This window comes from Allobosea sp. P4_E12 (genome assembly GCF_056401655.1).
Map to the genome: position 1 here is coordinate 142906 of NZ_JBFUIY010000010.1, position 22547 is coordinate 165452.

Sequence of the window (22547 nt, forward strand, 5' to 3'; positions counted from 1 at the left end):
TCCCGCGCAGGCCGGTTCTCAAGCCATGAGGCGTCCGCCAGAGGCGCTGTGCGAGGAGGGAACACCATGTCCGCAACCGGAATCGGCGCCGCTGTCCGCCGCAAGGAAGATCACCGTTTCATCACCGGCCAGGGCCGCTACACCGACGACATCAACAGGCCGGGCCAGACCTACGCCTATTTCCTGCGTTCGCCGCATGCCCATGCCACGCTCAACAGGATCGACGCCAAGGCCGCGGCGACGATGCCGGGCGTGCTTGGGATCTATACAGGCGAGGATCTTGCCGCCGATAAGATCGGTGGGCTGATCTGCGGCTGGATGATCCATAACAAGGACGGTTCGCCGATGCGGGCCGGCCCGCACCCGGCGCTGGCGCAGGGCAAGGTCCGCTATGTCGGCGACCATGTCGCGGTCGTGGTGGCCGAGACGCTGGCGCAGGCCAGGGACGCGGCTGAGGCGATCAACGTCGATTACGGCGTGCTGCCGGCGGTGGTCGACACGGCGAGTGCCGCGAGCTCGAAGACCCAGGTCCATGCCGAGTCTGCCGACAACACGGTCTTTAACTGGCATCTCGGCGACAAGGCTGCGACCGAAAAGGCGTTCAAGGCGGCCAAGCACGTCACGAAGCTCGACCTCGTCAATAACCGCCTGGTGCCGAACCCGATGGAGCCGCGCGCGGCTGTCGGCGATTACGACCAGGGCGAGGGCGCCTTCACGCTCTACACAACGAGCCAGAACCCGCATGTCGCGCGGCTCGTCCTTTCCGCCTTCATCGGCATTGCGCCGGAGAACAAGCTGCGTGTCGTCGCGCCGGATGTCGGCGGCGGCTTCGGCTCCAAGATCTTCATCTATGCCGAGGAGACGGTTTGCGTCTGGGCCGCCAAGAAGGTGGGCCGGCCGGTGAAATGGACCTCGGACCGTACCGAGGCCTTCCTCTCCGACGCGCATGGCCGCGACCATGTCACCCATGCCGAGCTCGCGACCGACGCTGATGGCAAGATGATCGGCATGCGGGTGAAGACGACGGCCAATCTCGGCGCCTACCTTTCGACCTTTTCGTCCTCGGTGCCGACCTATCTCTACGCCCCGTTGCTGTCGGGCCAGTACGATATCCCGGCGATCTATTGCGAGGTCGATGCGGTCTACACCAACACGGCTCCGGTCGATGCCTATCGAGGCGCCGGCCGGCCGGAGGCGACCTTCGTGGTCGAGCGCCTGGTCGAGATTGCGGCGCGCGAACTCGGCAAGGATCCGGCCAAGTTCCGGATGCAGAACTACATCAAGAAGTTCCCGCATCAGACGCCGGTGATCATGATGTACGACACCGGCAACTATGCTGCCTCGATGAAGAAGGCGCTGGAGATCATCGACTACAAGGGGCTCGCCAAGCGAAAGCGCGACTCGGCCCGCAACGGCAAGCTGCGTGGCATCGGCTTCTCCTCCTATATCGAGGCCTGCGGTATCGCACCGTCGGCTGCGGTCGGCTCGCTGGGGGCTGGCGTCGGCCTGTGGGAATCGGCGGAGGTGCGGGTCAACCCCGTTGGGACCGTCGAGGTGCTGACCGGCTCGCACAGCCACGGCCAGGGCCATGAGACGACCTTTGCCCAGCTCGTCAGCGACCGGCTCGGCATCCCGATCGAGAATGTCTCGATCATCCATGGCGACACCGACAAGGTGCAGATGGGCATGGGTACCTACGGCTCCCGTTCGGGCGCGGTCGGCATGTCCGCGATCGCCAAGGCTGTCGACAAGGTCATCGCCAAGGGCAAGAAGGTCGCGGCCTATGTGCTCGAGGCGGACGAGGCCGATATCGATTTCAAGGATGGCAACTTCCGCGTGAAGGGCACGGACAAGACGCTCGATTTCGGCTCCTGTGCGCTGCAGGCCTATGTCGCCCACAAGTTCAACGGGCAGGATCTCGAGCCGGGGCTGAAGGAAGGTGCGTTCTACGATCCGACGAACTTCACCTTCCCGGCCGGCGTCCATATCTGCGAGGTCGAGATCGATCCCGAGACCGGCATCACCAGAATCGAGCGCTGGGCGGCCGTCGACGATTTCGGCATCGTGATCAACCCGATGATCGTCGAGGGCCAGGTCCATGGCGGCATTGCCCAGGGCGTCGGCCAGGCGCTGCTCGAAGGGGCGCGCTACAATCAGGACGGCCAGCTCGTGACTGCGAGCTTCATGGATTACTGCATGCCGCGCGCGGACGATCTGCCGTCCTTCGATGTTGGCATGACGGTGACGCCGTGCCCGTCCAACCCGCTGGGCATCAAGGGCTGCGGCGAGGCGGGCGCGATTGCCTCCCCGCCGGCCGTGATCAACGCCATCACCGATGCGCTCGGCCATGAGGAGGTCACCATGCCGGCAACGCCGCAGGTGGTCTGGCGCGCAGCGCAGAAGAGCATCAAGCGAATGGCCGCCGAGTGATCTGAAAGGACAACACGATGTACGCTTTCACCTATCATCGCCCGGCCACGGCCCGCCAGGCCGCTGGCCTCCTCGCCAAGAAGGAGGATGCCAAGCTGCTGGCCGGCGGGCACACCCTGCTGCCGACCATGAAGCAGCGCCTCGCGTCGCCGACACACCTCGTCGATCTCGGCGGTTGCGCCGATCTCAAGGGCATCGAGCGCAAGGGGCGCAATGTCGTCATCGGTGCGATGACGACCCATGCCGAAGTGGCGGACTCGGCTGTCGTCCGGGAGGCGATCCCAGCGCTGGCCTATCTCGCCTCGCATATTGGCGACCCGCATGTGCGCCATCGTGGCACGATCGGCGGCTCTGTCGCCAATAACGACCCGGCGGCGGATTATCCGGCGGCGCTCATGGCGCTCGGCGCCACCATTGTCACCAACAAACGCAAGCTCACGGCCGAAGAGTTCTTCACCGGCCTCTACGAGACGGCGCTGGAGGAGGGCGAGATCGTTGTCAGGATCTCCTTCCCGCTAGTGTCGAAGGCGGGCTACGCCAAGTTCCGCAACCCGGCTTCCCGCTATGCACTGGTCGGCGTCTTCGTGGCCAAGCGGGGCTCGGAGGTCAGTGTCGCGGTGACGGGAGCCGGCGAAGGCGGCGTTTTCCGCTGGCCGGAGGCCGAGGCCGCCCTGAAGGCCCGGTTCGCTGCGAAATCTCTCGATGGCATCAAGCACACGGCCAAGGGCATCAATGCCGACATGCATGCCGATGCCGAGTATCGGGCCCATCTGATTGGCGTGATGGCACGGGAAGCGGTTGCCAGGGCGACGGGCAAATAGCCGAAGCCGATTGACCTGCGACGGAATCCTCCCCCACACAGGGGAGGATTTTTGCTGATTGGCTGGTTGCGAGCGGAACATGGACAAGATGGTCATCACGGCGCCCGAAGCGCCCGAAGCAGCCGGCGGCTATGCCCAGGCCCTGCTGGTTTCCGGCGCGAGCCGACAGCTCTACATCAGCGGGCAGATTCCGAGCACGCGCGATGGAACGGTGCCGGAGAGCTTTGCCGAGCAATCACGGTTGGTCTGGCGCAATATCGAGGCCCAGTTGCACGCTGCCGGCATGACGCTCGACAACCTCGTCAAGGTCACGACCTTTCTCTCCGATCGCCGCTATGCCGCCGAGAGCCGGCAGTCGCGCAAGGAGATCCTCGGCGACCGGAAGGTTGCGCTCTCCGTCGTCATCGCTGGGATCTTCGACGAGGCTTGGCTTCTCGAGATCGAGGCCATAGCTGCCGCCTGACCGGCTCTGCTCTTTTGTCGCGAGAAGCCCTTGAAAACTCCCGGTTCCATCGACGCCACGCTTTCTCTCCTGCAATCGCAGGGCTATGTCGCCGATCGGGCGCTGGCGACTGTGCTCTATCTGGCTCTGCGCATGAAGCGACCGCTCCTGCTGGAGGGCGAGGCCGGCACGGGGAAGACCGAGATTGCCAAGGTGCTGGCGGCCGCGCTCGGGCGGCGCCTGATCCGGCTGCAATGCTATGAGGGGCTCGATCTCGCCTCCGCAGTCTATGAGTGGAACTATGCGGGCCAGATGATGGCGATCCGTCTCGCGGAGGCGGGTGGCGCTGCGGGGGATCGTGCCCGACTCGAATCCGACATCTTCTCGGAGCGCTATCTGGTCAAGCGCCCGCTCTTACAGGCGCTGGAGCCGCAGGAGGGCGGGGCGCCAATCCTGCTGATCGACGAACTCGACCGCACCGACGAGGCCTTCGAGGCCTTCCTGCTCGAGGTGCTGGCCGACGCGCAGGTGACGATTCCCGAGCTTGGCACGATCAAGGCGGCGGAGCCGCCGATCGTGATCCTGACCTCGAACCGTACACGCGAGATCCACGACGCGTTGAAGCGCCGTTGCCTCTACCACTGGGTCGGCTACCCCGACACGGCTCGCGAGCTTGCCATCCTGAAAGCGCGCGCACCGGAGGCCCCGGCCAAGCTGGCAAAGCAGGTCGTCGCCTTCGTGCAGGCGATCCGCAAGGAGGAGCTGTTCAAGGCGCCGGGCGTCGCGGAGACACTCGATTGGGCAAGTGCGCTGGTCGAACTCGACGCAGTCGCGCTTGACCCCGCGATCGTCTCGGACACGCTGGGGGCGCTGCTCAAGTACCAGGACGACATCCAGGCGATGCAGGGCTCGAAGGTGAAGGAACTGCTGGACCAGGTGAAGGCCGACGTGCGGGGATAGGCGCGCCTGCCGTGAGGACAGGCCTTGTGTACCGACCCAGGTCTTTCCTCTCATTCGCGTCGCAGCAGGTGGATGCGCGGGACCGGCCCGCGCATGATGGAGCAAGCGATGAACGACGACATCAAGGCGATCGAAGCMGCTACCTGGACTTATCTCGACGGGCTCTATGAGGGCGATGTCGGCAAGCTGAGCCAGATCTTTCATCCGACAAGCGCACTGACCCAATCGCTCCACGGCGAACTGAAGATCGTGCCGCGCGCCGAGTGGTTCGAGGCCGTGCGCAATCGCCAGTCTCCGAAGGCTGCTGGGATGGAGCGCAGCGACCATATCCTGACCATCGATCTCGTGGGCCCGGCCCTGGCTCTGGTGAAGCTAAAATGCCAGATGCCGCCGCGCTATTTCACGGATCTGCTCTCCTTCGTAAAAGTCGACGGCAAATGGGTCATTGCGCAGAAGGTCTTCATGACCGAGACCGCTGCGTGATCGCGCGGCAAGCCCTGGCCGGCGATCCGCGTCTACCATGACGGTGAGAACCTCGTGACCGGCAAGCTGCCTGAGAACATCGTCTATTTCGCGCGGGCGCTGCGCATCGCCGGTGTGCCCGTTGGTGCGGGGGCGGTGGTCGAGGCCGTCGAGGCGCTGGCGGATGGTGCGCTCGGTGCACGCGACGACGTTTACTGGGCGCTGCATGCGATCTTCGTGAAGCGGCACGAGGACAGCGTGATCTACGACCAGGCCTTTCGTCTGTTCTGGCGGCGGCGCAATCTGATCGAGAAGATCATGGCGCAAATGTCCCCCGTCTCTCCGGGGGCGGATAGTCAGCCGGAGAAGGCGGAAGCGGGTGCGTTGCGGGTCGCTGAAGCATTTGCTCCGCCGCGAGACGAGCATGACGAACCCCCGGTCGAACTGACCGAGCTTTCGGCGCGCCTGACCGTCTCCGATCGCGAAATGCTGAAGTCACGCGACTTCGCCCAGATGAGTGCGGCGGAGATCGCCAAGGCCAAGCAGCTGATGTCCGAGCTGCGCCTGCCGCGGGATACCGTGCCGACGCGGCGTTTCCAGGCATCGCATGTCGGCGCGCGCATCGACCCACGCCGCACCTTCCGGCGTTCGCTCAGGGGGGGAGGCGGCTCGATCGACCTCGCATTTCGCGAGCGCGCCGAGATCCATCCCCCGGTGGTCGCGCTCGTCGATATCTCGGGCTCGATGGCAGAGTATTCGCGCATCTTTCTGCATTTCCTGCACGCGATCACGGAGAAGCGCCGCCGGGTGCATTCCTTCGTCTTCGGCACGCGCTTGACCAATGTCACGCGGGGCCTGAGGGCGCGGGACCCTGACGAGGCGCTGGCCCTTGCCGGCAGGGCAGCGCCGGACTGGGAAGGTGGCACCCGCATTGCCGATGCCCTGCACAGCTTCAATCGCGTCTGGTCGCGGCGCGTGCTTTCGGGCGGGGCGATCGTGCTGCTTTTCACCGACGGGCTGGAGCGACATCTCGATGGCGAGCTCGCCTTCGAGATGGACCGGCTGCACCGCTCCTGCCGCCAGCTCGTCTGGCTCAATCCGCTGCTGCGCTTCGATGCCTTTCAGGCGCGGGCCAGCGGCATCCGGGCGATGCTGCCGCATGTCGATTCGTTCAGGCCGATTCACAACCTCGCGGCGATGGCTGATCTCTGCGCCGCACTCTCGCCGGACGCAGACCGGAGAAGTGATCCACGCCTGTGGTTGAAGAAGGCGGGCTAGGCGGGTCTGCTGAAGCGGCCATGCTGTAGGAAGTGCCGCGTCTGCTCGATCGCCTCGCGGTTGCGCATGATCAGTGGATGTGTCGCGTGCAGCGTGATGTGATCGCTCATCCCGGTGGCGCGGGTGCGCACAACCGAGACCCGGCCGTCATTTGGCCGCGGCAATAGCAGGGACGAGAGTGGATAGAACGAGCGGTGGCCAGCGATCACGCCGAGCGGATAGTCGACTGGGCCGAGGATGCGGAGCAACTGCTCCGGCCTTGCCGTAACCAGCTCCGCGCCGGCCGGACCGAAGAACGCGCGATAGAGCGGGTTTCCCTTCAGCAGATCGGCGATCTCGCTGCCTCGTTGGGGGGCGCCAGCATCACGACATGGCCGAGCCGCTCTGGGCGGTGGCGGGTGATATAGGAGCGCGCCACTAGCCCTCCCATCGAATGAGTGACGAAATGCAGTCGGCCGTCGAGCCCGCCGCTGAAGCGCGCGATCGGCTCATGCAGTTGCGAGGCAATGTCGTCGAGGCCGTTGCTGCGCGCGGGATAGTCGAGGTTCAGGGTCCCGTAGCCATCGGCCTTCAGAATGCGTTCGAGCCCCGAGAGCGATCCGGAGCGCCGCGCAATGCCGTGCAGTAGAACGATGCCGTCCATGGGCCGCCATGCCTTACTGCGCGCTGGATAGAGGGATCGTTACCGTAGGTCGAGGAGGGGCACGTGTTTTCGCCATCCGGATGCCCGCCGCATGCTCGAAACCTGCGGCGACTATGCTTAAGTAGGCGGGGCTCGCGGCCCGCTCGCGCGTATGATGCGGTGCGTCTAAACTGCGCTCCGGCGCCGCGGGCCGAACAGGGACCGATAGCCATGATCAGTACCGACACCGATATTCTCGCCACGGCCGAGAGTTGGGCCAAGGCCGGGCGCGGCGTGGCGCTTGCCACTGTGATCGAGACCTGGGGCTCCGCCCCCCGCCCGGTGGGCTCGCATCTTGTCATCGATCAAGAGGGTAATTTCCTCGGCTCGGTCTCCGGAGGCTGCGTCGAGGGCGCCGTGGTGGAAGAGGCTGCCGACGTCATCGCCGATGGACAGGCGCGCACGCTTGAATTCGGCGTCGCGGACGAGACGGCCTGGAAGGTCGGTCTCTCCTGCGGCGGTCGCATTCGGGTCTATGTCGAGAAGGTGCACTGATGGCTTCCTGGGAAACACTTGCCGCCTTCGCGGTGTTGACGATCGCTGTCGCTTATTTCCCCGGCCCGGCTCTGCTTTACACGGCGGCGCAGACGATTACTCATGGCCGCCGCGCTGGCTTCATGGCGATGCTGGGCATCCATCTCGGCTGCTACCTGCATGTCATCGCAGCTGCCTTCGGCCTCTCGGCCGTGTTCAAGCATGTGCCGGAACTCTATGTCGCGGTGAAGCTCGCCGGCGCGCTCTATCTGGTCTGGCTCGGCATCGGCATGATCCGCTCCAGGCTCGGCGGAACGGATGTCGATGTCTCGCCGCCCAAGACCGTGAAACGGGCGTTGCTCGATTCCTTCATCGTCGAGGTGCTGAACCCCAAGGTGGCGCTGTTCTTCATCGCGTTGTTGCCGCAGTTCGTTAACCCCGCGGCGTCCCTGCCGGTCTGGGCGCAGTTCCTGATCCTCGGCACGATCGTGAATTTCGCCTTTTCCTCGGCCGATTTCGTGACGGTGCTGGGAGCATCGGCGGTCGTCAAGACGATGAAGAAGACCAAGTCCGGATTTGCCTTCGGCCGCTGGCTCGGTGGTTCTCTGATGATCGGCCTTGGCGTCAAGCTTGCGACCGACAGGGGCTGAGGCATGGATCTTTCGCTGCTCTCCGCGCTCAATGTCGAGCGCGCCGCCCGCCGTGCCGCAGTGCTGGTCACTGATATCGGCAGCGGTGCTCAACGGCTGGTAGGGGAGGCCGATCTCGCGACCGATCCGCTGGCTGGCCTGCTCGACAAGCAATTGCGTACCGGCAAGAGCGGTACGGTCGAGACGGAGGGGACACGTTACTTCCTGACCGTGCAGGTGCCTCCGCCGCGCGTCGTGGTCACCGGTGCGGTGCATATCTCGCAGGCGATGGCGCCGATGGCGAAGTTGCTGGATCTCGATGTCGCCATCATCGATCCGCGGACCGCCTTTGCTACGCCCGAACGCTTTCCCGACGTGACGCTGCTGCCGGAGTGGCCGGATGAAGCGATCAAGCAGCTCGGCCTCGATAGCTATACCGCCTTCGTCGCCCTGACCCACGATCCGAAAATCGACGATCCCGGGCTGGAGGCGGCCTTGCGCTCGGACTGCTTCTATATCGGGGCGCTGGGCAGCCGGAAGACGCATGGCAGGCGCATCGAGCGCCTGACGGCGGCTGGCTTCGATGAGGCGACGCTGGCCCGCATCCATGCGCCGATCGGCCTGGACATCGGCGCGGTCTCTCCATCAGAGATCGCGCTCGCCATTCTCGGTGAGATCGTGATGACACTGCGTGGCCCGCGCAGGGCACTCTCATGAAATTCGGCCCGGTCGCTATCGCCGATGCCGTCGGCTCCGTTACGGCGCATTCGGTGCGGGCAGGCGAGGTCATCGTCCGCAAGGGGGCGACGATCACGGAGGATGATGCGCGCCGCCTGGCGGGAGCTGGCGTCACCGAACTGGTCGCAGTCCAGCTCGAAGCCGGCGACGTCGACGAGAATGTGGCTGCCGAACGTCTTGCCCGGGCGCTCGCCGGGCGCGGCGTGGTGACCGAGGCTCCCTTTACCGGCAGGGTCAATCTCTTTGCCGCGACTGCGGGTGTTCTGATGCTCGACGTGCCGGCGCTCGACGCCTTCAACACGATCGACGAGGCCATCACCGTCGCGACGCTGCCAGCCCTCAGAGCGGTCGTTGCGGGCGAAATGGTCGCCACCGTGAAGATCATTCCCTATGGCGTCCCGAGTCAGCGCGTCGACGACGCGATCGGGCGGATCGGAGCGATCCGGCCGATCGCGGTCACCGAATACCACCTCAAATCGGTGGCCGTGGTTTCGACATTACTGCCCGGTCTCAAGCCTTCGGTGGTCGACAAGACGCTGCGGGTAATGGCGGAGCGTCTTGCTCCGGCAGGTGCAAGGGTCGAATCGGACGAGCGTGTGCCGCATCAATCGGGGCCGCTCGCGGAATCCATCCGCAGGGCGGTGGCGGGACCTGCCGATATCGTCGTCGTCTTCGGTGCCTCGGCGATCACCGATCGCCGCGACGTGATCCCGCTGGCTCTGCAAGAGGCAGGCGGCCGCATCGAACATCTCGGCATGCCGGTCGACCCCGGCAACCTGCTGCTGCTCGGTGATCTTGACGGCAAGCTGGTGATCGGCGCGCCGGGCTGCGCCCGTTCGCCCAAGGAGAATGGGTTCGACTGGGTGCTGCAGCGCGCGCTAGCCGGTGTTCCCGTGACCCGTGCGGACATTCAGAAGATGGGGGTCGGCGGCCTGCTGATGGAGATCGTCACGCGGCCGCAGCCGCGTGCACCTGGCCATCAGGCTGTGGCACCCGTTGCCGGGCTTGTGCTCGCGGCCGGGCGCTCGACCCGGATGGGGGAATGCAACAAGCTGCTGCAGACGGTACGTGGCGAGCCTCTCGTTCGTCATGCCGTGAAGGCGCAGCTCGCCTCCCGCGCTGCGCCCGTATTGGTGGTCACCGGGCATCAGGCGGCCGAGGTCAGGGCGGCGCTCGCGGGGCTCGATGTCGCATTTGTGGACAACCCCGATTTCGCGGCCGGCCTATCCAGCTCGGTCCGCGCCGGCCTCAGAGCCTTGCCGGACGATGTCCCGGGTGCGGTGGTCTCGCTCGGCGATATGCCGAACGTGACCCCGCAGGTGATCAATCGGCTGGCCGAGGCCTTCGCCGACCGGCCCGACGCTCTCGCCGTGGTGCCAACCCTGTTCGGTCAGCGCGGCAACCCGGCGCTGTTGTCGCGTGCGCTTTTCCCGGCGGTGGAGCGCCTCTCGGGCGACCAGGGGGCTCGCCGCCTGCTGGACGCCGCCGGAGAGTCGGTCGTGGAGGTGCCGCTCGACGATCCCGCGATTGCGATCGATGTCGATACGCCTGAGGCCCTGAAGGCACTGACGGGATAGAGCCCTGGTAGACCTGACATTGCCCGCGGGCTGTACGCTGTAACCTAGATACGCGCAGCCACGCGGGGGGGCCCGCTCGCGCCGCGGCGACCAACGATGGTCGCGGATGCAGGCGATGTGCTGTCGCTTTGGCATTGGTTTTGCAGGCTTTTGTTAACCAGGCAGGCGCAGCCTCAAGAAATCGGCTACACTTTCATCGCATCGCGACGAGGGAGGGGGCGATGGTATCAGAGGACTTCATAAAGCAGCTCAAGGGCTACGGACTGACCACGGCGACGATCCTCTATCGCATGCCGGATCATCCCAGTGTGCTGCAGACTTTCATCTGGCAGCATTATGATGTGGCGCCGCGCTTTCCGGTGCTCCGCGATTTCCTCGACTTCTGGCGTCGTGAACTCGATGGACCGCTGCATTCAGTGGTCGTTGCGCATTCGCGTCTGCTCAGGCCGGCTGAGATCGTAAACGTCAACGGCGTGCTGACGCTGCATTGAGCGTCTGCGCCAAGGGCGCTTGTTGGGCAAAGGGCGAGCGTGCTAGGTCGCAGCTCCCCAATGGCAGACCATCACGCTTGTCATCGCCCTTGCGCACATCCGGACTGCTGACGGCTCTCGCGACCTTACCCGGTGAGCGTATTCCCGTCGGAACCATCGTCGCAGCTCTGAAGGATCGGACCTACGCACTGCTCGTGGTCCTGCTCGGGCTGCCGAACTGCCTGCCTATGCCGCCGCCCATTCCGCTGGTCTGCGGGCTCGTGCTTGCCTTCGTGGCGGCGCAGATGCTGGCCGGGCGCGCCATGCCGTGGTTGCCCGAGGGGCTGCTCGACAAGACCATCGGCAAACCGGAACTGGCGAAGGCCGTGTCGCGCGCGTTGCCTCCACTGGTCCGGCTGGAACGGATTTCGCGGCCGCGCCTGACGATGCTGGGAGGGACGGTCGCGATCCCGATCCTTGGCCTGCTGATCTTGATCCTCGCGCTTGGCCTCGTGGTGTCGGCACCGTTCATCGGACAGATCCCGCTCGGTCTTGCCGTGTGCCTGGTGGGGCTGGGGCTGGTCGAGCGCGACGGGCTGTTCATCATCGCGGGGACGCTGGTCGGTATTGGCGGCCTTGTCCTGAGCGCCGGATTTGCCTACGCGATCGTCAGCGGAATCTCCGAACTGATCTGACGATCGGCCCGGTCAGGCGGCAACGAGACTGGCGGCGAATGGCATGTCGAGGGCGCGCAGCCGCTCGATCTCCTCAGGCGGAACTGCCTTGGAGAACAGGAAGCCCTGCAGTTCGTGGCAACCGATCGCCTGCAGGAAGCGGTGCTGCTCGGGCGTCTCGACGCCCTCGGCGCAGACCCGCAGGCCGAGAGCCCGGCCGAGATGCACGATCGAGTGGACAAGGATCGCGGATTCGCCAGTCGTCTCCATATATTCCAGGAAGGACCGGTCGATCTTGATCTTGTCGAAGGCGAAGCGCCGCAAGTAGATCAGGCTGGAATAGCCGATCCCGAAATCGTCGAGCGCGAGGCCGACACCATAGGCGCGCAGATCCATCAGCGCGGCCTCGGCGGCGTCGGCGTCTTCGACGACGACGCCTTCAGTCAGCTCCAGCTCGAGACGGCTCGGATCGAAACCGGTTTCCTCGATGATCCGGATGGTATTCTGGACGAAATCCTTGTGTCGGAACTGCACCGGCGAGACGTTCACGGCAAGCCGCAACTCCGGCCAGTGCTTTGCCTCGAGGCAGGCGCGGCGCAGCACCCATTCGCTCAGCGGCACGATCAGCCCGCGCTCCTCCGCGATGGCGACGAACTCCGAGGGGGGAACCATGCCATGGAGCGGATGTGGCCACCGCACGAGGGCCTCGACACCGGTGATGACGGTTCCGTCGACGGAGACCTGGGGCTGGAAGTGCAGCTGCAGCTCGTCTCTTGCTATCGCCTTGCGCAGGTCTTCTTCGACCACGCGCTTCATCTGGAGCGCGCGGTTCATGCGCGGCTCGAAGAAGGAGTAGCGGTTCCGGCCCTCGTTCTTGGATTGGTAGAGCGCCGTATCGGCCAGTCTGAGCAGCGTCTCGCGGTCGTGCCCGTCCTGGGGAGCGAGCGCAATGCCGATCGAGCAACCGATCACGGTGTCGATGCCCATCAGGTTGAAGGGGCGCGTCAGCGCTTCGAGAATGCGCTCTCCCAGTGCAGCGCTGCCGCTGGCATCGTGCAGGTTGGTCTGGATGATGCCGAACTCGTCGCCGCCAATGCGAGCGACGGTATCGCCGGTCCGCATGACGCCTGCGAGTCGTTCGGCGACCTGCCGGATCAGCTCGTCGCCGGCCTTGTGGCCATAGGTATCGTTGACGGATTTGAAGCGATCGAGATCAAGCAGGAGTACGGACAGCCCGGTCTTGGTCCGGCTGATCTGAGCCAGCTCCTGGTCGAGCCTGAGATCGAAGGTCCGACGGTTGGGCAGCAGCGACAGTTCGTCCTGTGCGGCAAGGCGCTGGATCTGCACTTCGCGCAGCCGGATTTCATTGGCCGCTCCGCGCAGACGGCGGATCGCATAGAGCAGGATGCCGGCAAAGATCAGCCCGGCTGCCGCCAGCGCCCAGATGAACTGCCGGATCATGGCATCCCCGGGGCGCTCCGGTGTCCAGGTCAACCAGGCCCTGGTGACGCCGTCGGGGGCGGCGAGGTCGCGGCGCACCAAGGGATTGGCTGGCATCGTCCGGGTGATGCGCAGGCCGTTGATGCGATAGCGCGTGGCCATCTCGTCGAAGATCGTGCTCGTCACGCGCCGATAGCCGATAAGGTTGACCGGCGCGTCCGCCTTCAGAAGGTGGAGATTGAGAAGCTGCTCGAGATCGGCGGTCAAAATGGCCAGGACTTCGTGGCCATCATAGATCAGGCTCGAACGAAAGCCTGGCATGAACCCTGCGCGGGTGGCTGCATTGTCGTTCGCTGGCTTTTGTGACGGGCTCGGGAGTGTGGGGTCAAAGAGACGCAGGCCCTCGTAGCCCGCCTGATAGGCTTCGACGTTGTTCTCGACGCCTGCCAGGACGCGGCCGCTCCTGGTGACGAGATAGACGCCGTCAAATTCCTCAAAGCGCTGGCTCAGCTTCGTGAAGGCCCACCTCAGTGTTGCCGCCGGAATGGCCGGGTGGAAGGCCGCCTGAAGCGTGCCGGTAGACGCCAGGCTTTCCAGCCGTAGGCGCCGCAGCCGAAGCTGGTTCTCCATCGCGGCCTCGATCCGGTCGCGCTGACGGGTTGCTTCGACGGTATTCGCGTTATGCGCAATCGTCAGGACGACGGTGATCGCTGCAGCCATGACCAGCAAAAAGGCACAGGCGAGCGTCGTCACGGTGCTGGTGAGCATCCGCGCCGAGGAGTCCGCGTTGGTCGTCTTCGCGACAAAGGGCGAATGCATCAAGGGTCTCAGAACCGTCGGAACCTGCACCTTTGCAGCCGATTCTTGATATCCGGTTGCTAAACGGGCAGGCAGACATCAAATTTCAACCTCCGGATGGTCCGTAAGGAGGTCGCGGGATCGCCTGATGCGCCGCGCGCAGTGCCGCGGACCAACGCTCGCGCAGGTCGTGGAAATAGGGTTCCCCCGCCTCGATACGCCGATTGAGCTCGGGCTCTTCGCCATCTCGCCGCATTACGATCAGGTCAATCGGCAGGCCAACTCCGAGATTCGAACGCATCGTCGAATCCATCGAGATCAGACCAACCTTCAGTGCGTCGTAGAGATGGGTCTTGAAGGTCACGGCGCGGTCCAGAATCGGCTTGCCATATTTGTGCTCGCCGATCTGGAGGAAGGGCGCGTCCATGCCGCATTCGATGAAGTTTCCCGCGCCGTAGACCATGAAGAGCCGCATGGGCTGGCCCATGATCTGGCCTCCAAAGAGGAGAGAGATATCGAATTTCAGCCCGGCCTCCGCCAGGGCCGGACCGTCCATCTCCCTGACGGTGCGGACGGCGCGGCCGACGAGCTGCGCTGCCCTAAACATCGAGCCAACGCTCTGGAGCGTATCGAGTTCTCCGGTCTCGGGATTGAGAAGTCCTTCATGGAGCAGGCTCACCACCGATTGGGTGACGGAGAGATTGCCTGCCGTCGCCAGCGCGAAGCTGCGTTCGCCCGGCCAGGAAAAGACATGCAGCTTGCGGAAGGTCGAGATGTCGTCGAGCCCGGCATTGGTGCGGGTGTCGGCGATCATCACGAGCCCGTCCTGCACGAGAAGTCCGGCACAATAGGTCACGGGGTCGGTTCCTTCAGCTTGCCGGTCCAGGCGCGTTCATGCGCGCCGGGAAATCTTGATCGGGCCGCCCTGGCTGCTGTGGCGGTCGCAATCGCGTAGCCTATTGATTGGCGAGCTGTGCGTTCGCAGCGCGGGCGCTGACCAGCACGGCGAGGTTTTCGCCGCTGCCGCCCTTGCGCGCACCGCGGACAGGCGCCGCATCGGCGAAATCGAGGCCGGCTGCGATGCGGACATGAGTGTCGATCGGGCACAAGCCGTTGGCGCAATCGAATCCGATCCAGCCATAATCTTCGAGATAGACCTCGGCCCAGGCATGCGCCCCTTCCGCCTCGGGCAGGGCATCGGATTGCGCGACATAGCCGGAGACGTAGCGGGCAGGGACTCCGAGCTGGCGCGCGCAGGTCATGAAAACGTGTGTGAGATCCTGCGGGATGCCGCCGCGGGCCGCGAAGGCGGCTGCAGCCCCTACGCCGGTACGCTGGCCGGAACGGTCGCAGGCAAGCAAGTCGTGCAGCGCTTCTGTCAACGCGTGCATCTTGGCGAGCGGTGTCGAGTCGGCGCGCGTTGCCGCCACGGCGAAGTCGCGCAAGGCGTCGTCGGGCGTCGTCAGCAAGGTATCGCGCCGGAACACTTCGGGCGGCACGCGCTCGATCGTTCCGCGAATGACACCGGCCAGATCCAGAGTCTCGATGACGCCGCCGACATGAATCGCGAGATCGGAGATCGGGCCATCGGCCGAGAAGGTATGGACGATGTTGCCATGCGCATCCTGGCCCGCGCGCAGATTTCCGTCGACGGTCGGCTCGATGCGCCAGGACATCACATGCTGGCCGTCATGATCGCGCGGGGTCAGCCGCAGAATCTGCGTCAGCTGGCGTACGGGCTCGTCATAGGCATAGGTAATCGAGTGGGAAATCCTGATCCGCATGGGCGATCGCTGTCTCGACGGGCGCGTTGGTTTCCGGTCCATATCTAGTGTTCTGCGGGCGGGCAGGCGAGCCCGCCGCGTTCTTTATTGCAGATACTGCTCCGAGATCGTGAGGCCGAGGCGGCCGTTCTCGCTGATGAAATCCTCGATGAATTCGTGCAGCCCGTGCTGGAAGACGGAGTCGATGCGCGCGTTCGAAAGGCTTGCCAGCGTCTTGCGAGCCTGGCGCTGAGCCGGGCCGTGCCGGCCATAGGCATCGCCGAGAGCGTCGAGGAAGCGTGAGATGTTCTCGTAGCAGGCGGCGAGCGAGCGCGGCATCCGGCGGTTGAGGATCAGCAGATCGGCGATCAGCTGCGGCTTCACGGCCTCGCGATAAACCCAGTGATAGGCAGTCAGTGCCGAGACCTCGCGCAGCACCGTGGTCCATTGGAAATAGTCGAGCGAGCCGCCGACCTGTTCGCTCTCGGGCAGCAGCACATGGTATTTCACGTCGAGGATGCGGGCGGTGTTGTCGGCGCGCTCGATATAGACGCCGAGCCGCGAGAACCAGTAGCTGTCGTCGCGCAGCATGGTCCGGTAGGCCGAGCCGTCGAAGACCAGTGAGACGTTCTTCACCCAGTCGAGGAACCGGGCGAACTCCTCGCGGTCCATGCGCTTCTTCTCGAACCGTTGCAGTTCCAGCCAGGCGCTGTTCAGCGCGTCCCACATTTCCGAGGTGAGCGCGGTGCGTACCGCACGAGCATTCGAGCGGGCCAGCGCGAAGCAATTGCGAATCGAGGACAGGTTATCCGGGTTGAAGGTGAGGAAATCGCAGACATTGCGCTCATTCGCCTCGCCATAGGCCTTGGCGAAGGTCTCTTCGCAACCGGCGGTCGCGACCGCACTGTGCCATTCGGTCCCGGCGCCACCATAGGACGAGGGCAGGTTGGTGAGCCGCATCGTCGCATCGAGGATGCGGGCGAGATATTCGGCGCGCTCGACGTAGCGGGAGACCCAGTAGAGGCTGTCGGCGGTGCGGGAGAGCATGGTCAGATCCGGCCTTTTCGCAATGCGCGGGGCTGCGTCCTGGAAGCGGGAATGCGGAAATGCGCTGTTGCCATCATGCATCGAGCACCCAGGTGTCCTTTGTTCCGCCGCCCTGGCTGGAATTGACCACGAGCGAGCCTTCCTTCAGCGCAACGCGGGTGAGGCCGCCGGGCACGCAGGAAATGCCGTTGGCGCCGGAGAGCACATAGGGCCGCAGGTCGACATGCCGCGGTGCGACGCCGGAGGCGACGAAGGTCGGGCAGGTGGAGAGCGCCAGCGTCGGCTGGGCGATGAAGCCTTCCGGCTGGGCCTTCAGCTTCTTGCGGAATGTTTCGATCTGGGCCTTGTTGGCATGGGGGCCGACAAGCATGCCATAGCCGCCGGAGCCGTTGACCTCCTTGACGACGAGCTTGTCGAGATTGTCGAGCACATAAGCATTGGCCTCCGGCTCGCGGCAGCGGAAGGTCGGGACGTTCTTCAGGATCGGCTCCTCGCCGGTGAAGAACTTCACGATCTCCGGCATGTAGCTGTAGACCGCCTTGTCGTCGGCGACGCCGGTGCCGACCGCATTGGCGAGCGTAACATTTCCCGCCTTGTAGGCGCCGATGATGCCCGGCACGCCAAGCACCGAATCCCCGCGGAAGACCAGCGGGTCGATGAAGTCGTCGTCGATGCGGCGGTAGATCACATCGACGCGCTTCGGCCCCTGCGTCGTGCGCATATAGACGACATCGTCCTTGACCAGCAGGTCCGAGCCCTCGACCAACTCGACGCCGAGCTTGTCGGCGAGGAAGGAGTGCTCGTAGAAGGCCGAATTATACTGTCCGGGCGTGAGCAGGCAGATCGTCGGATCTGACGAGGCGCGGCGCGGCGCGACCGAGCGCAGGGTCGCGAGCAACTGGTCGGGATAGTTGTCGACCGGTGCGACGCGGTGCATCGCGAAGAGCTCCGGGAAGAGCCGGAGCATCACCTCGCGATTCTCCATCATGTAGGAGACCCCGGAGGGGGTGCGGGCATTGTCTTCGAGCACATAGAATGTGTCGGCGTCGACGCGCACGATGTCGATGCCGGCGATATGGCAGTAAATGCCGTGCGGCACCTGGAAGTCGACCATCTCCAACTGGTAGCAGGCGTTGCGGTAGACCAGGTCCGGCGGAATGATCCCGGCCTTCAGGCATTCCTTCGGCCCGTAGACGTCGGCGAGGAACATGTTCAGAGCGGTGACGCGCTGGCGCAGGCCTTTCTCGAGCTTGGCCCATTCCGGCTTGGTCAGGACGCGCGGGATGATGTCGAACGGGATCAGCCGTTCGGTGGATTCTTCGTCGCCATAGACGGCAAAGGTAATGCCGATGCGCCGGAAGAAGAGTTCAGCCTGGCTGCGTCGCAGAGCCAGCATTTCGGGTGGGGCTTCCTTCAACCAACGATCAAGCGCTGCGTAGGCGGGCCGCAATTCGGCACCGATACCGGTCATTTCGTCGAAGGCGACCATGTCAGGCGTCTTTCCCCATTTTGACCAGCCTATGCGCATTCGTGACGGTTCGGAAAGGGGGCGCTTGATCACGGATAAATCGAGCCCTGCCCAATCCTTGGGCAGCATTCGGGCCGATTGCAACGTGGCCGAGGTGCAGGCGGGCCTGGGCGCATTGGGCCTGGTGCGGGATGGTGCGGTTTACGATGCGTCCTCGCCTGAAGATGCGCTGCTCGACTTACCGATCAGCCGGACGATCAGCGCGGCCAGCAATTCGGTCGCTCTTGCCTCATTGGCCTCGCCGCGCAGCACCTCGCCTGACACGGATTCGGCAGCTCCTAGGATCGCGACACAGCGTAGGTGCAGGTCCTCTGCGGGGAGCTGGCCGGCATAGGGAGCCAGTGCCTCGCGATAGAGTGAGATATAGCCGTCGACGAGCTCCCGCTGGACGGCCTCCATCGCTTCCGTGCCCTTGAGGGCGGCTGAAAGCGAGTGCCATTCCGGGCCGATCGACGTTGCGCAGGAGAGATAGGATTCGGCGACCGCGCGTGCGACCTTGTCGAGGCGCGGCTCCAGTTGGTCGAGGGCCTCCGCCAGTGCTCCGCCCTGTTGTTCGTCGATCCGGCAATAGAGCGCGATCATCAATGCCTCGCGCGAGCCGAAATGATCATAGGCCACCGGCTTGCTGACGCCGGCCCGTTCGGCGACGCGCCCGAGCGTCAGCGCGTCTGCGCCGTCTTCGCCCACCATCGTCATGGCGCAATCGAGCAACTGCTCGCGGCGCTCCACCCTGGGCAGCTTCTTCGCAGATCCCGTCGACATCGGCGTCTCCGCTTCTCCCCTTGCAGCGCAGTTGACAATGCTTCTATGCAATCCTACTAAAGGTAACTTACTTTTAGTAGGCGATCAATAGACCGATCGCGGCTTGGCGCTCCAGGAGATTTGTCCATGTCCACCCCCCAACGCCCCGTCCTGATCATTGGTGGATCGGGCGTCGTAGGCGGCCAGGCGGCCGCAGCGCTGCGCCGCTTGCAATTCGACCTTCCGATCGCCATCGGCGGGCGCGATCTCGCCAAGGCGCAGGTGGTTGCTCAGAAGGTCGGGGGCGCGATTGCGACGCGGGTCGATCTTGACCGCCGGGACCTCGGCCAGCCGGAGGGAGCGCAGTACAGCGCCATAGTCGTCTTCGTGAAGGACGATGGCCTGAACTCGATGCGCTACGCGCAGGATCACGGTATCCCCTATATCAGCGTATCGAGCGGCACCTTCGAGATCGGTCCGGAGGTCGCGCAGTTCATTCACGCGGCAACGAAGGCCCCGGTGCTTCTCGCAAGCCAGTGGCTGGCCGGTGCTGCGGTGTTTCCGGCCCTGGTCATTGCCAAGGATTTCCGCACGATCGATTCCATTGCGATCGGCGCACTGCTCGACGAGCAGGATATGGGTGGCCCGGCGGCCTTGACGGACTACAACCGCATCACGGGAGCGGCACCGGCCGCGCTGACGCTGACGGGCGGCAAGTTCAGCTGGGTCAATGGTGAGGATGCCAAGGCGCGCTATCGTAGCGTCGATGGTGTCGAGCTCGACGCAACCGCCTATTCTCCACTCGATATCGTCAGCCTCGCCGCGGTGACCGATGCCAGATCGGTGCGGCTCGACCTTGCCTTCTCCGAATCCGCCAGCCGCCGCCGTGGCGAGCCCTTCTCGACCGAAATCACGATCGCGATCGACGGCGTGCTGAGGAATGGCGAGCGCAGCACGATGCGCCACGAGATCGTCCATCCCGATGGCCAGGCGCCCCTGACTGCACTTGGCGTCGCGCTCGCCGTCGAAAGGATGCTGGGACTCGCAGGCGGCGCCGCTCCGCAGCCCGGCCTCTATCTGCCGGAATCGATCCTGGCTCCTGATTACTATGTCGGCCGCATGAAGGAGTTCGGTGCTCAGTTCCGCCAGACCTGAGACAGAGACTGAGCAGGATCAAGGCGGCGCGAGGCTTCGCGCCGCCTTGATCCTCGGATCGGATATCGTATCCAATCCGATGACCTAACCTTCTGTGATTGCATCGGCTTTCCCGAAAACCACAATCCACTTTTCGGGCCGATGCCTTAGATCAGCCCGAGCCCCCGGAAGCTCGCATGGCCATCGCGGCCGACGATGACGTGGTCGTGGATCACGATGCCATGGGGCTTTGCGATATCGACGAGATCGCGCGTCATCTTCACGTCGGCGCCCGAGGGGGTCGGGTCGCCTGACGGATGGTTGTGGACAAGGATGATCGCACTTGCTGAGAGTTCCAGGGCGCGGCGCATCACCTCGCGGGGGTAGACGGGAGTGTGGTCGACCGTTCCGGTCTGCTGGACCTCGTCGGCGATCAGCGCGTTCTTCTTGTCGAGGAAGAGGATGCGGAACTGCTCGCGTTCGGCAAAGGCCATCGCCATTCGGCAATAGTCGAGAACCGCCGACCAGGATGACAGCACCGGGCGTTTCGCCACCGCTCCCCTCGCCATGCGCTGCAGGGCGGCCGCGACGATCTTGAGATCCTGCGCAACGCCGGAGCCGACGCCCTTGACCTCAGTCAATCGCGCGGCCGGCGCGCCAAGCACCTCGGCGAATGAGCCGAAGCGCCGGATCAGGTCCTTGGCGAGCGGCTTCACGTCGCGCTGCGGGATGGAGCGGAACAACAGAAGCTCGAGCAACTCGTAATCGGGCAGGGTGTCGGCGCCCGACTCCTGGAAGCGATCGCGAAGCCTTTGGCGATGACCGTGGTAGTGCGGCACGGCAACGGCCGTGGGTTCTTCCGGCAACGGGACTTGTGATCCGCGCTGACCGCCCTCTTGCTTCATCGTGCCGCGAGCGGATTGTCGCGGCCTGCCGGCGACAGCGTGAAGATCTCGCAGCCGGTCTCTGTGACACCGACCGTGTGCTCGAACTGGGCCGAAAGCGAGCGGTCGCGGGTGACCGCCGTCCAGCCGTCGGAAAGCACCTTCACGCCCGCCTTGCCGAGGTTGATCATCGGCTCGATGGTGAAAAGCATCCCGGGCTTGAGCAAGACGCCTTCGCCGGGACTGCCGTAATGCAGGATGTTGGGTGCATCGTGAAAGACCTGGCCCAGGCCGTGGCCGCAGAAATCGCGCACCACCGAGCAACGCTCGGCTTCGGCATAGCGCTGGATGGCGAAACCGATATCGCCGGTCGTCGCGCCGGCGCGCACGGCCTTGATACCGCGGAGCAGGCTTTCATAGGTGATTTCGACCAGCCGCTCGGCCTTGCGGGGAATGTCGCCGACCCCGTACATCCGGCTGGAATCGCCATACCAGCCATCGACGATCAGCGTGTAGTCGATATTGAGGATGTCGCCTTCGCGCAGGGGTTTGTCGTCCGGGATTCCGTGACAGACCACATGGTTGATCGAGGTGCAGATCGATTTTGTATAGCCGCGATAGAACAGGGTCGCCGGGTAGGCGCCATTGTCCATGGCGAACTGGAAGGCAAGCTCGTCGAGGCGTTGCGTGGTGACGCCTGGCCGGACGTGCTCGCCGAGCATGTCGAGGCCTTCTGCCGTCAGGCGGCCGGCCTTGCGCATGGCCGCGAAGGCTTCGGGACCATGAAGTTTGATGGCCGGTTCGCGCATCCGCGCCCGTCCCAGATTTTCGTCGAATGTCATGATGGGCAAGAAGCTCCTTGCCCATCATATCTATTGCGTTTGGCCGGCTGCGCAAGATGATTGCGCCCGTGCCAGCTCGAACTGAAGGGTGCAGGCGCTGTTTTGGCGGTGCTTAGCGGACCAGGTTGAGGCCTGTCGCCGCCAGAACGATGATCCAGAGTGTGTCGAGATTGATCCAGCCCCGCCGCAGGAAGGCCAGCCCCAGCCATTCATAGACGATCGCCGCAATCGTTGCTGTCACAGCCAGCATTGCAGCCATGTGAAGGGCGATGGCGGCCAGCGAGACCGGCAACGACCCCGCGGCAGTCAATTCCCGCGCCGGCGTCGCAGCAAGGCAGAGCGGGATGATGACCGGTACAAGCATCAGGCCGGCCCCGTGGCTGGTCGCCATCAGGAATGACCAGGCGCCGAGTCCGGCAAGCCCCGTCTGCATGCCGACCCGGACGCGATGCCGGTGACCGAAGACGGCATGGGAGGCTGCCCACCCCAGAAGCAGAAGGCCCGCGAGCCTTTGCAGCGCTTCGTGGTCAATGATGGTCCCGAGGGCAACTACCGCCGCGACCACCACGGCGACCGAGGCCGCATGCCCCAGCGCGATCGGAAGGAGGGACAACCACACAACGCGACGGCTCTCGCGATGCAGACCGAGCGCAACCGCAAAGAGCCAGCCCATGGCCGGGTTCAGGCCATGGAAGGCACCGAGCCCGGCGAGCATGAGCCAAGGCGACATCTC

General features: G+C 64.7%; 24 protein-coding genes. 13 read left to right on the forward strand and 11 right to left on the reverse strand.

What is annotated here, in order from left to right; all coding sequences use genetic code 11:
• Positions 1–66: 66 nt before the first annotated feature.
• The 6 genes from AC1DW9_RS15135 to AC1DW9_RS15160 all read left to right on the forward strand — a co-directional run bounded on the left by AC1DW9_RS15135 (position 67) and on the right by AC1DW9_RS15160 (position 6393).
• Complete coding sequence (locus tag AC1DW9_RS15135) at positions 67–2430, forward strand: xanthine dehydrogenase family protein molybdopterin-binding subunit (RefSeq protein ID WP_441506186.1); 2364 nt, start codon at positions 67–69, stop codon at positions 2428–2430.
• A gap of 17 nt (positions 2431–2447) precedes the next feature.
• Positions 2448–3251, forward strand: coding sequence for an FAD binding domain-containing protein (locus AC1DW9_RS15140; protein ID WP_441506185.1), 804 nt, complete (start codon positions 2448–2450; stop codon positions 3249–3251).
• Between the two features lie 79 nt (positions 3252–3330).
• Positions 3331–3714: a RidA family protein gene (locus tag AC1DW9_RS15145; RefSeq protein ID WP_441476659.1), complete on the forward strand. Its 384-nt coding sequence runs from the start codon at positions 3331–3333 to the stop codon at positions 3712–3714.
• Between the two features lie 30 nt (positions 3715–3744).
• Positions 3745–4653: an AAA family ATPase gene (locus AC1DW9_RS15150; RefSeq protein ID WP_113514152.1), complete on the forward strand. Its 909-nt coding sequence runs from the start codon at positions 3745–3747 to the stop codon at positions 4651–4653.
• Between the two features lie 108 nt (positions 4654–4761).
• Positions 4762–5136, forward strand: coding sequence for a nuclear transport factor 2 family protein (locus AC1DW9_RS15155; RefSeq protein WP_162768090.1), 375 nt, complete (start codon positions 4762–4764; stop codon positions 5134–5136).
• Between the two features lie 54 nt (positions 5137–5190).
• Positions 5191–6393, forward strand: coding sequence for a vWA domain-containing protein (locus tag AC1DW9_RS15160; protein WP_441506184.1), 1203 nt, complete (start codon positions 5191–5193; stop codon positions 6391–6393).
• Here AC1DW9_RS15160 and AC1DW9_RS15165 read toward each other — a convergent pair.
• The gene (locus AC1DW9_RS15165; protein ID WP_441506183.1) at positions 6390–6641 is read right to left on the reverse strand and encodes a hypothetical protein; all 252 of its coding nucleotides are present in this window, start codon (positions 6639–6641) and stop codon (positions 6390–6392) included. The two genes, AC1DW9_RS15160 and AC1DW9_RS15165, sit on opposite strands and share 4 nt — an antisense overlap.
• A 71-nt stretch (positions 6642–6712) precedes the next feature.
• The gene (locus tag AC1DW9_RS15170) at positions 6713–7036 is read right to left on the reverse strand and encodes an esterase/lipase family protein (protein WP_441506182.1); all 324 of its coding nucleotides are present in this window, start codon (positions 7034–7036) and stop codon (positions 6713–6715) included.
• Between the two features lie 210 nt (positions 7037–7246).
• Between AC1DW9_RS15170 and AC1DW9_RS15175 the strand changes: the two genes are divergently transcribed.
• From AC1DW9_RS15175 to AC1DW9_RS15200, 6 genes are all read left to right on the forward strand, one after another.
• Positions 7247–7570, forward strand: a complete 324-nt coding sequence (locus tag AC1DW9_RS15175) for an XdhC family protein (protein WP_441491439.1) — start codon at positions 7247–7249, stop codon at positions 7568–7570.
• Positions 7570–8199, forward strand: a complete 630-nt coding sequence (locus AC1DW9_RS15180; protein WP_441506181.1) for a LysE family translocator — start codon at positions 7570–7572, stop codon at positions 8197–8199. The genes AC1DW9_RS15175 and AC1DW9_RS15180 overlap by 1 nt, the downstream gene beginning before the upstream one ends.
• A gap of 3 nt (positions 8200–8202) precedes the next feature.
• On the forward strand, positions 8203–8895 hold the full coding sequence (locus AC1DW9_RS15185; protein ID WP_113514162.1) for an XdhC family protein: 693 nt from the start codon (positions 8203–8205) through the stop codon (positions 8893–8895).
• Entirely contained in the window at positions 8892–10493 is a 1602-nt protein-coding gene (locus AC1DW9_RS15190) for an NTP transferase domain-containing protein (RefSeq protein ID WP_441506180.1), read from the forward strand. The genes AC1DW9_RS15185 and AC1DW9_RS15190 overlap by 4 nt, the downstream gene beginning before the upstream one ends.
• A gap of 221 nt (positions 10494–10714) precedes the next feature.
• Positions 10715–10984 (forward strand): usg protein, encoded by a 270-nt coding sequence (locus AC1DW9_RS15195; RefSeq protein ID WP_043237212.1) that lies wholly within the window; start codon positions 10715–10717, stop codon positions 10982–10984.
• A gap of 77 nt (positions 10985–11061) precedes the next feature.
• Positions 11062–11658, forward strand: a complete 597-nt coding sequence (locus AC1DW9_RS15200) for an exopolysaccharide biosynthesis protein (protein WP_113514166.1) — start codon at positions 11062–11064, stop codon at positions 11656–11658.
• Positions 11659–11670: 12 nt separating this feature from the next.
• On the opposite strand, the gene AC1DW9_RS15205 is transcribed toward AC1DW9_RS15200, so the two are convergent.
• The 6 genes from AC1DW9_RS15205 to AC1DW9_RS15230 all read right to left on the reverse strand — a co-directional run bounded on the left by AC1DW9_RS15205 (position 11671) and on the right by AC1DW9_RS15230 (position 18975).
• Positions 11671–13896, reverse strand: a complete 2226-nt coding sequence (locus AC1DW9_RS15205; RefSeq protein WP_441506179.1) for a putative bifunctional diguanylate cyclase/phosphodiesterase — start codon at positions 13894–13896, stop codon at positions 11671–11673.
• An 85-nt stretch (positions 13897–13981) separates the two neighbouring features.
• Positions 13982–14731 carry a proteasome-type protease gene (locus AC1DW9_RS15210; RefSeq protein ID WP_441506178.1) on the reverse strand — a complete coding sequence of 250 codons (750 nt, stop codon included), beginning with the start codon at positions 14729–14731 and terminating at the stop codon, positions 13982–13984.
• Between the two features lie 100 nt (positions 14732–14831).
• Positions 14832–15659, reverse strand: a complete 828-nt coding sequence (locus AC1DW9_RS15215) for a transglutaminase family protein (protein WP_441506177.1) — start codon at positions 15657–15659, stop codon at positions 14832–14834.
• A gap of 84 nt (positions 15660–15743) precedes the next feature.
• Complete coding sequence (locus AC1DW9_RS15220; RefSeq protein WP_069882628.1) at positions 15744–16685, reverse strand: alpha-E domain-containing protein; 942 nt, start codon at positions 16683–16685, stop codon at positions 15744–15746.
• Positions 16686–16758: 73 nt separating this feature from the next.
• Entirely contained in the window at positions 16759–18174 is a 1416-nt protein-coding gene (locus AC1DW9_RS15225; protein ID WP_441491432.1) for a circularly permuted type 2 ATP-grasp protein, read from the reverse strand.
• A gap of 180 nt (positions 18175–18354) precedes the next feature.
• The gene (locus tag AC1DW9_RS15230) at positions 18355–18975 is read right to left on the reverse strand and encodes a TetR/AcrR family transcriptional regulator (protein ID WP_441506176.1); all 621 of its coding nucleotides are present in this window, start codon (positions 18973–18975) and stop codon (positions 18355–18357) included.
• 126 nt (positions 18976–19101) lie between these two features.
• On the opposite strand from AC1DW9_RS15230, the gene AC1DW9_RS15235 reads away from it, so the two are divergent.
• Positions 19102–20109, forward strand: a complete 1008-nt coding sequence (locus AC1DW9_RS15235; protein ID WP_441491430.1) for an NAD(P)-dependent oxidoreductase — start codon at positions 19102–19104, stop codon at positions 20107–20109.
• 146 nt (positions 20110–20255) lie between these two features.
• On the opposite strand, the gene radC is transcribed toward AC1DW9_RS15235, so the two are convergent.
• From radC to AC1DW9_RS15250, 3 genes are all read right to left on the reverse strand, one after another.
• Positions 20256–20993 (reverse strand): RadC family protein, encoded by a 738-nt coding sequence (radC, locus tag AC1DW9_RS15240; RefSeq protein ID WP_476775904.1) that lies wholly within the window; start codon positions 20991–20993, stop codon positions 20256–20258.
• Complete coding sequence (gene map / locus AC1DW9_RS15245) at positions 20990–21814, reverse strand: type I methionyl aminopeptidase (protein WP_069880041.1); 825 nt, start codon at positions 21812–21814, stop codon at positions 20990–20992. Before map ends, radC begins: the two co-directional genes overlap by 4 nt.
• A 112-nt stretch (positions 21815–21926) precedes the next feature.
• Positions 21927–22544, reverse strand: a complete 618-nt coding sequence (locus tag AC1DW9_RS15250) for a hypothetical protein (RefSeq protein WP_441476648.1) — start codon at positions 22542–22544, stop codon at positions 21927–21929.
• Between the last annotated feature and the right edge of the window lie 3 nt (positions 22545–22547).

What these genes read in the sequence shown, in the direction of transcription:
- AC1DW9_RS15135 (WP_441506186.1), top strand. Translation starts at nt 67, where the DNA reads ATGTCCGCAACCGGAATCGGCGCCGCTGTCCGCCGCAAGGAAGATCAC.
- AC1DW9_RS15140 (WP_441506185.1), top strand. Translation starts at nt 2,448, where the DNA reads ATGTACGCTTTCACCTATCATCGCCCGGCCACGGCCCGCCAGGCCGCT.
- AC1DW9_RS15145 (WP_441476659.1), top strand. Translation starts at nt 3,331, where the DNA reads ATGGACAAGATGGTCATCACGGCGCCCGAAGCGCCCGAAGCAGCCGGC.
- AC1DW9_RS15170 (WP_441506182.1), bottom strand. Translation starts at nt 7,036, where the DNA reads ATGGACGGCATCGTTCTACTGCACGGCATTGCGCGGCGCTCCGGATCG.
- AC1DW9_RS15175 (WP_441491439.1), top strand. Translation starts at nt 7,247, where the DNA reads ATGATCAGTACCGACACCGATATTCTCGCCACGGCCGAGAGTTGGGCC.
- AC1DW9_RS15180 (WP_441506181.1), top strand. Translation starts at nt 7,570, where the DNA reads ATGGCTTCCTGGGAAACACTTGCCGCCTTCGCGGTGTTGACGATCGCT.
- AC1DW9_RS15185 (WP_113514162.1), top strand. Translation starts at nt 8,203, where the DNA reads ATGGATCTTTCGCTGCTCTCCGCGCTCAATGTCGAGCGCGCCGCCCGC.
- AC1DW9_RS15190 (WP_441506180.1), top strand. Translation starts at nt 8,892, where the DNA reads ATGAAATTCGGCCCGGTCGCTATCGCCGATGCCGTCGGCTCCGTTACG.
- AC1DW9_RS15195 (WP_043237212.1), top strand. Translation starts at nt 10,715, where the DNA reads ATGGTATCAGAGGACTTCATAAAGCAGCTCAAGGGCTACGGACTGACC.
- AC1DW9_RS15205 (WP_441506179.1), bottom strand. Translation starts at nt 13,896, where the DNA reads ATGCATTCGCCCTTTGTCGCGAAGACGACCAACGCGGACTCCTCGGCG.
- AC1DW9_RS15215 (WP_441506177.1), bottom strand. Translation starts at nt 15,659, where the DNA reads ATGCGGATCAGGATTTCCCACTCGATTACCTATGCCTATGACGAGCCC.
- AC1DW9_RS15220 (WP_069882628.1), bottom strand. Translation starts at nt 16,685, where the DNA reads ATGCTCTCCCGCACCGCCGACAGCCTCTACTGGGTCTCCCGCTACGTC.
- AC1DW9_RS15225 (WP_441491432.1), bottom strand. Translation starts at nt 18,174, where the DNA reads ATGGTCGCCTTCGACGAAATGACCGGTATCGGTGCCGAATTGCGGCCC.
- AC1DW9_RS15230 (WP_441506176.1), bottom strand. Translation starts at nt 18,975, where the DNA reads ATGTCGACGGGATCTGCGAAGAAGCTGCCCAGGGTGGAGCGCCGCGAG.
- AC1DW9_RS15235 (WP_441491430.1), top strand. Translation starts at nt 19,102, where the DNA reads ATGTCCACCCCCCAACGCCCCGTCCTGATCATTGGTGGATCGGGCGTC.
- radC (WP_476775904.1), bottom strand. Translation starts at nt 20,993, where the DNA reads ATGAAGCAAGAGGGCGGTCAGCGCGGATCACAAGTCCCGTTGCCGGAA.
- map (WP_069880041.1), bottom strand. Translation starts at nt 21,814, where the DNA reads ATGACATTCGACGAAAATCTGGGACGGGCGCGGATGCGCGAACCGGCC.
- AC1DW9_RS15250 (WP_441476648.1), bottom strand. Translation starts at nt 22,544, where the DNA reads ATGTCGCCTTGGCTCATGCTCGCCGGGCTCGGTGCCTTCCATGGCCTG.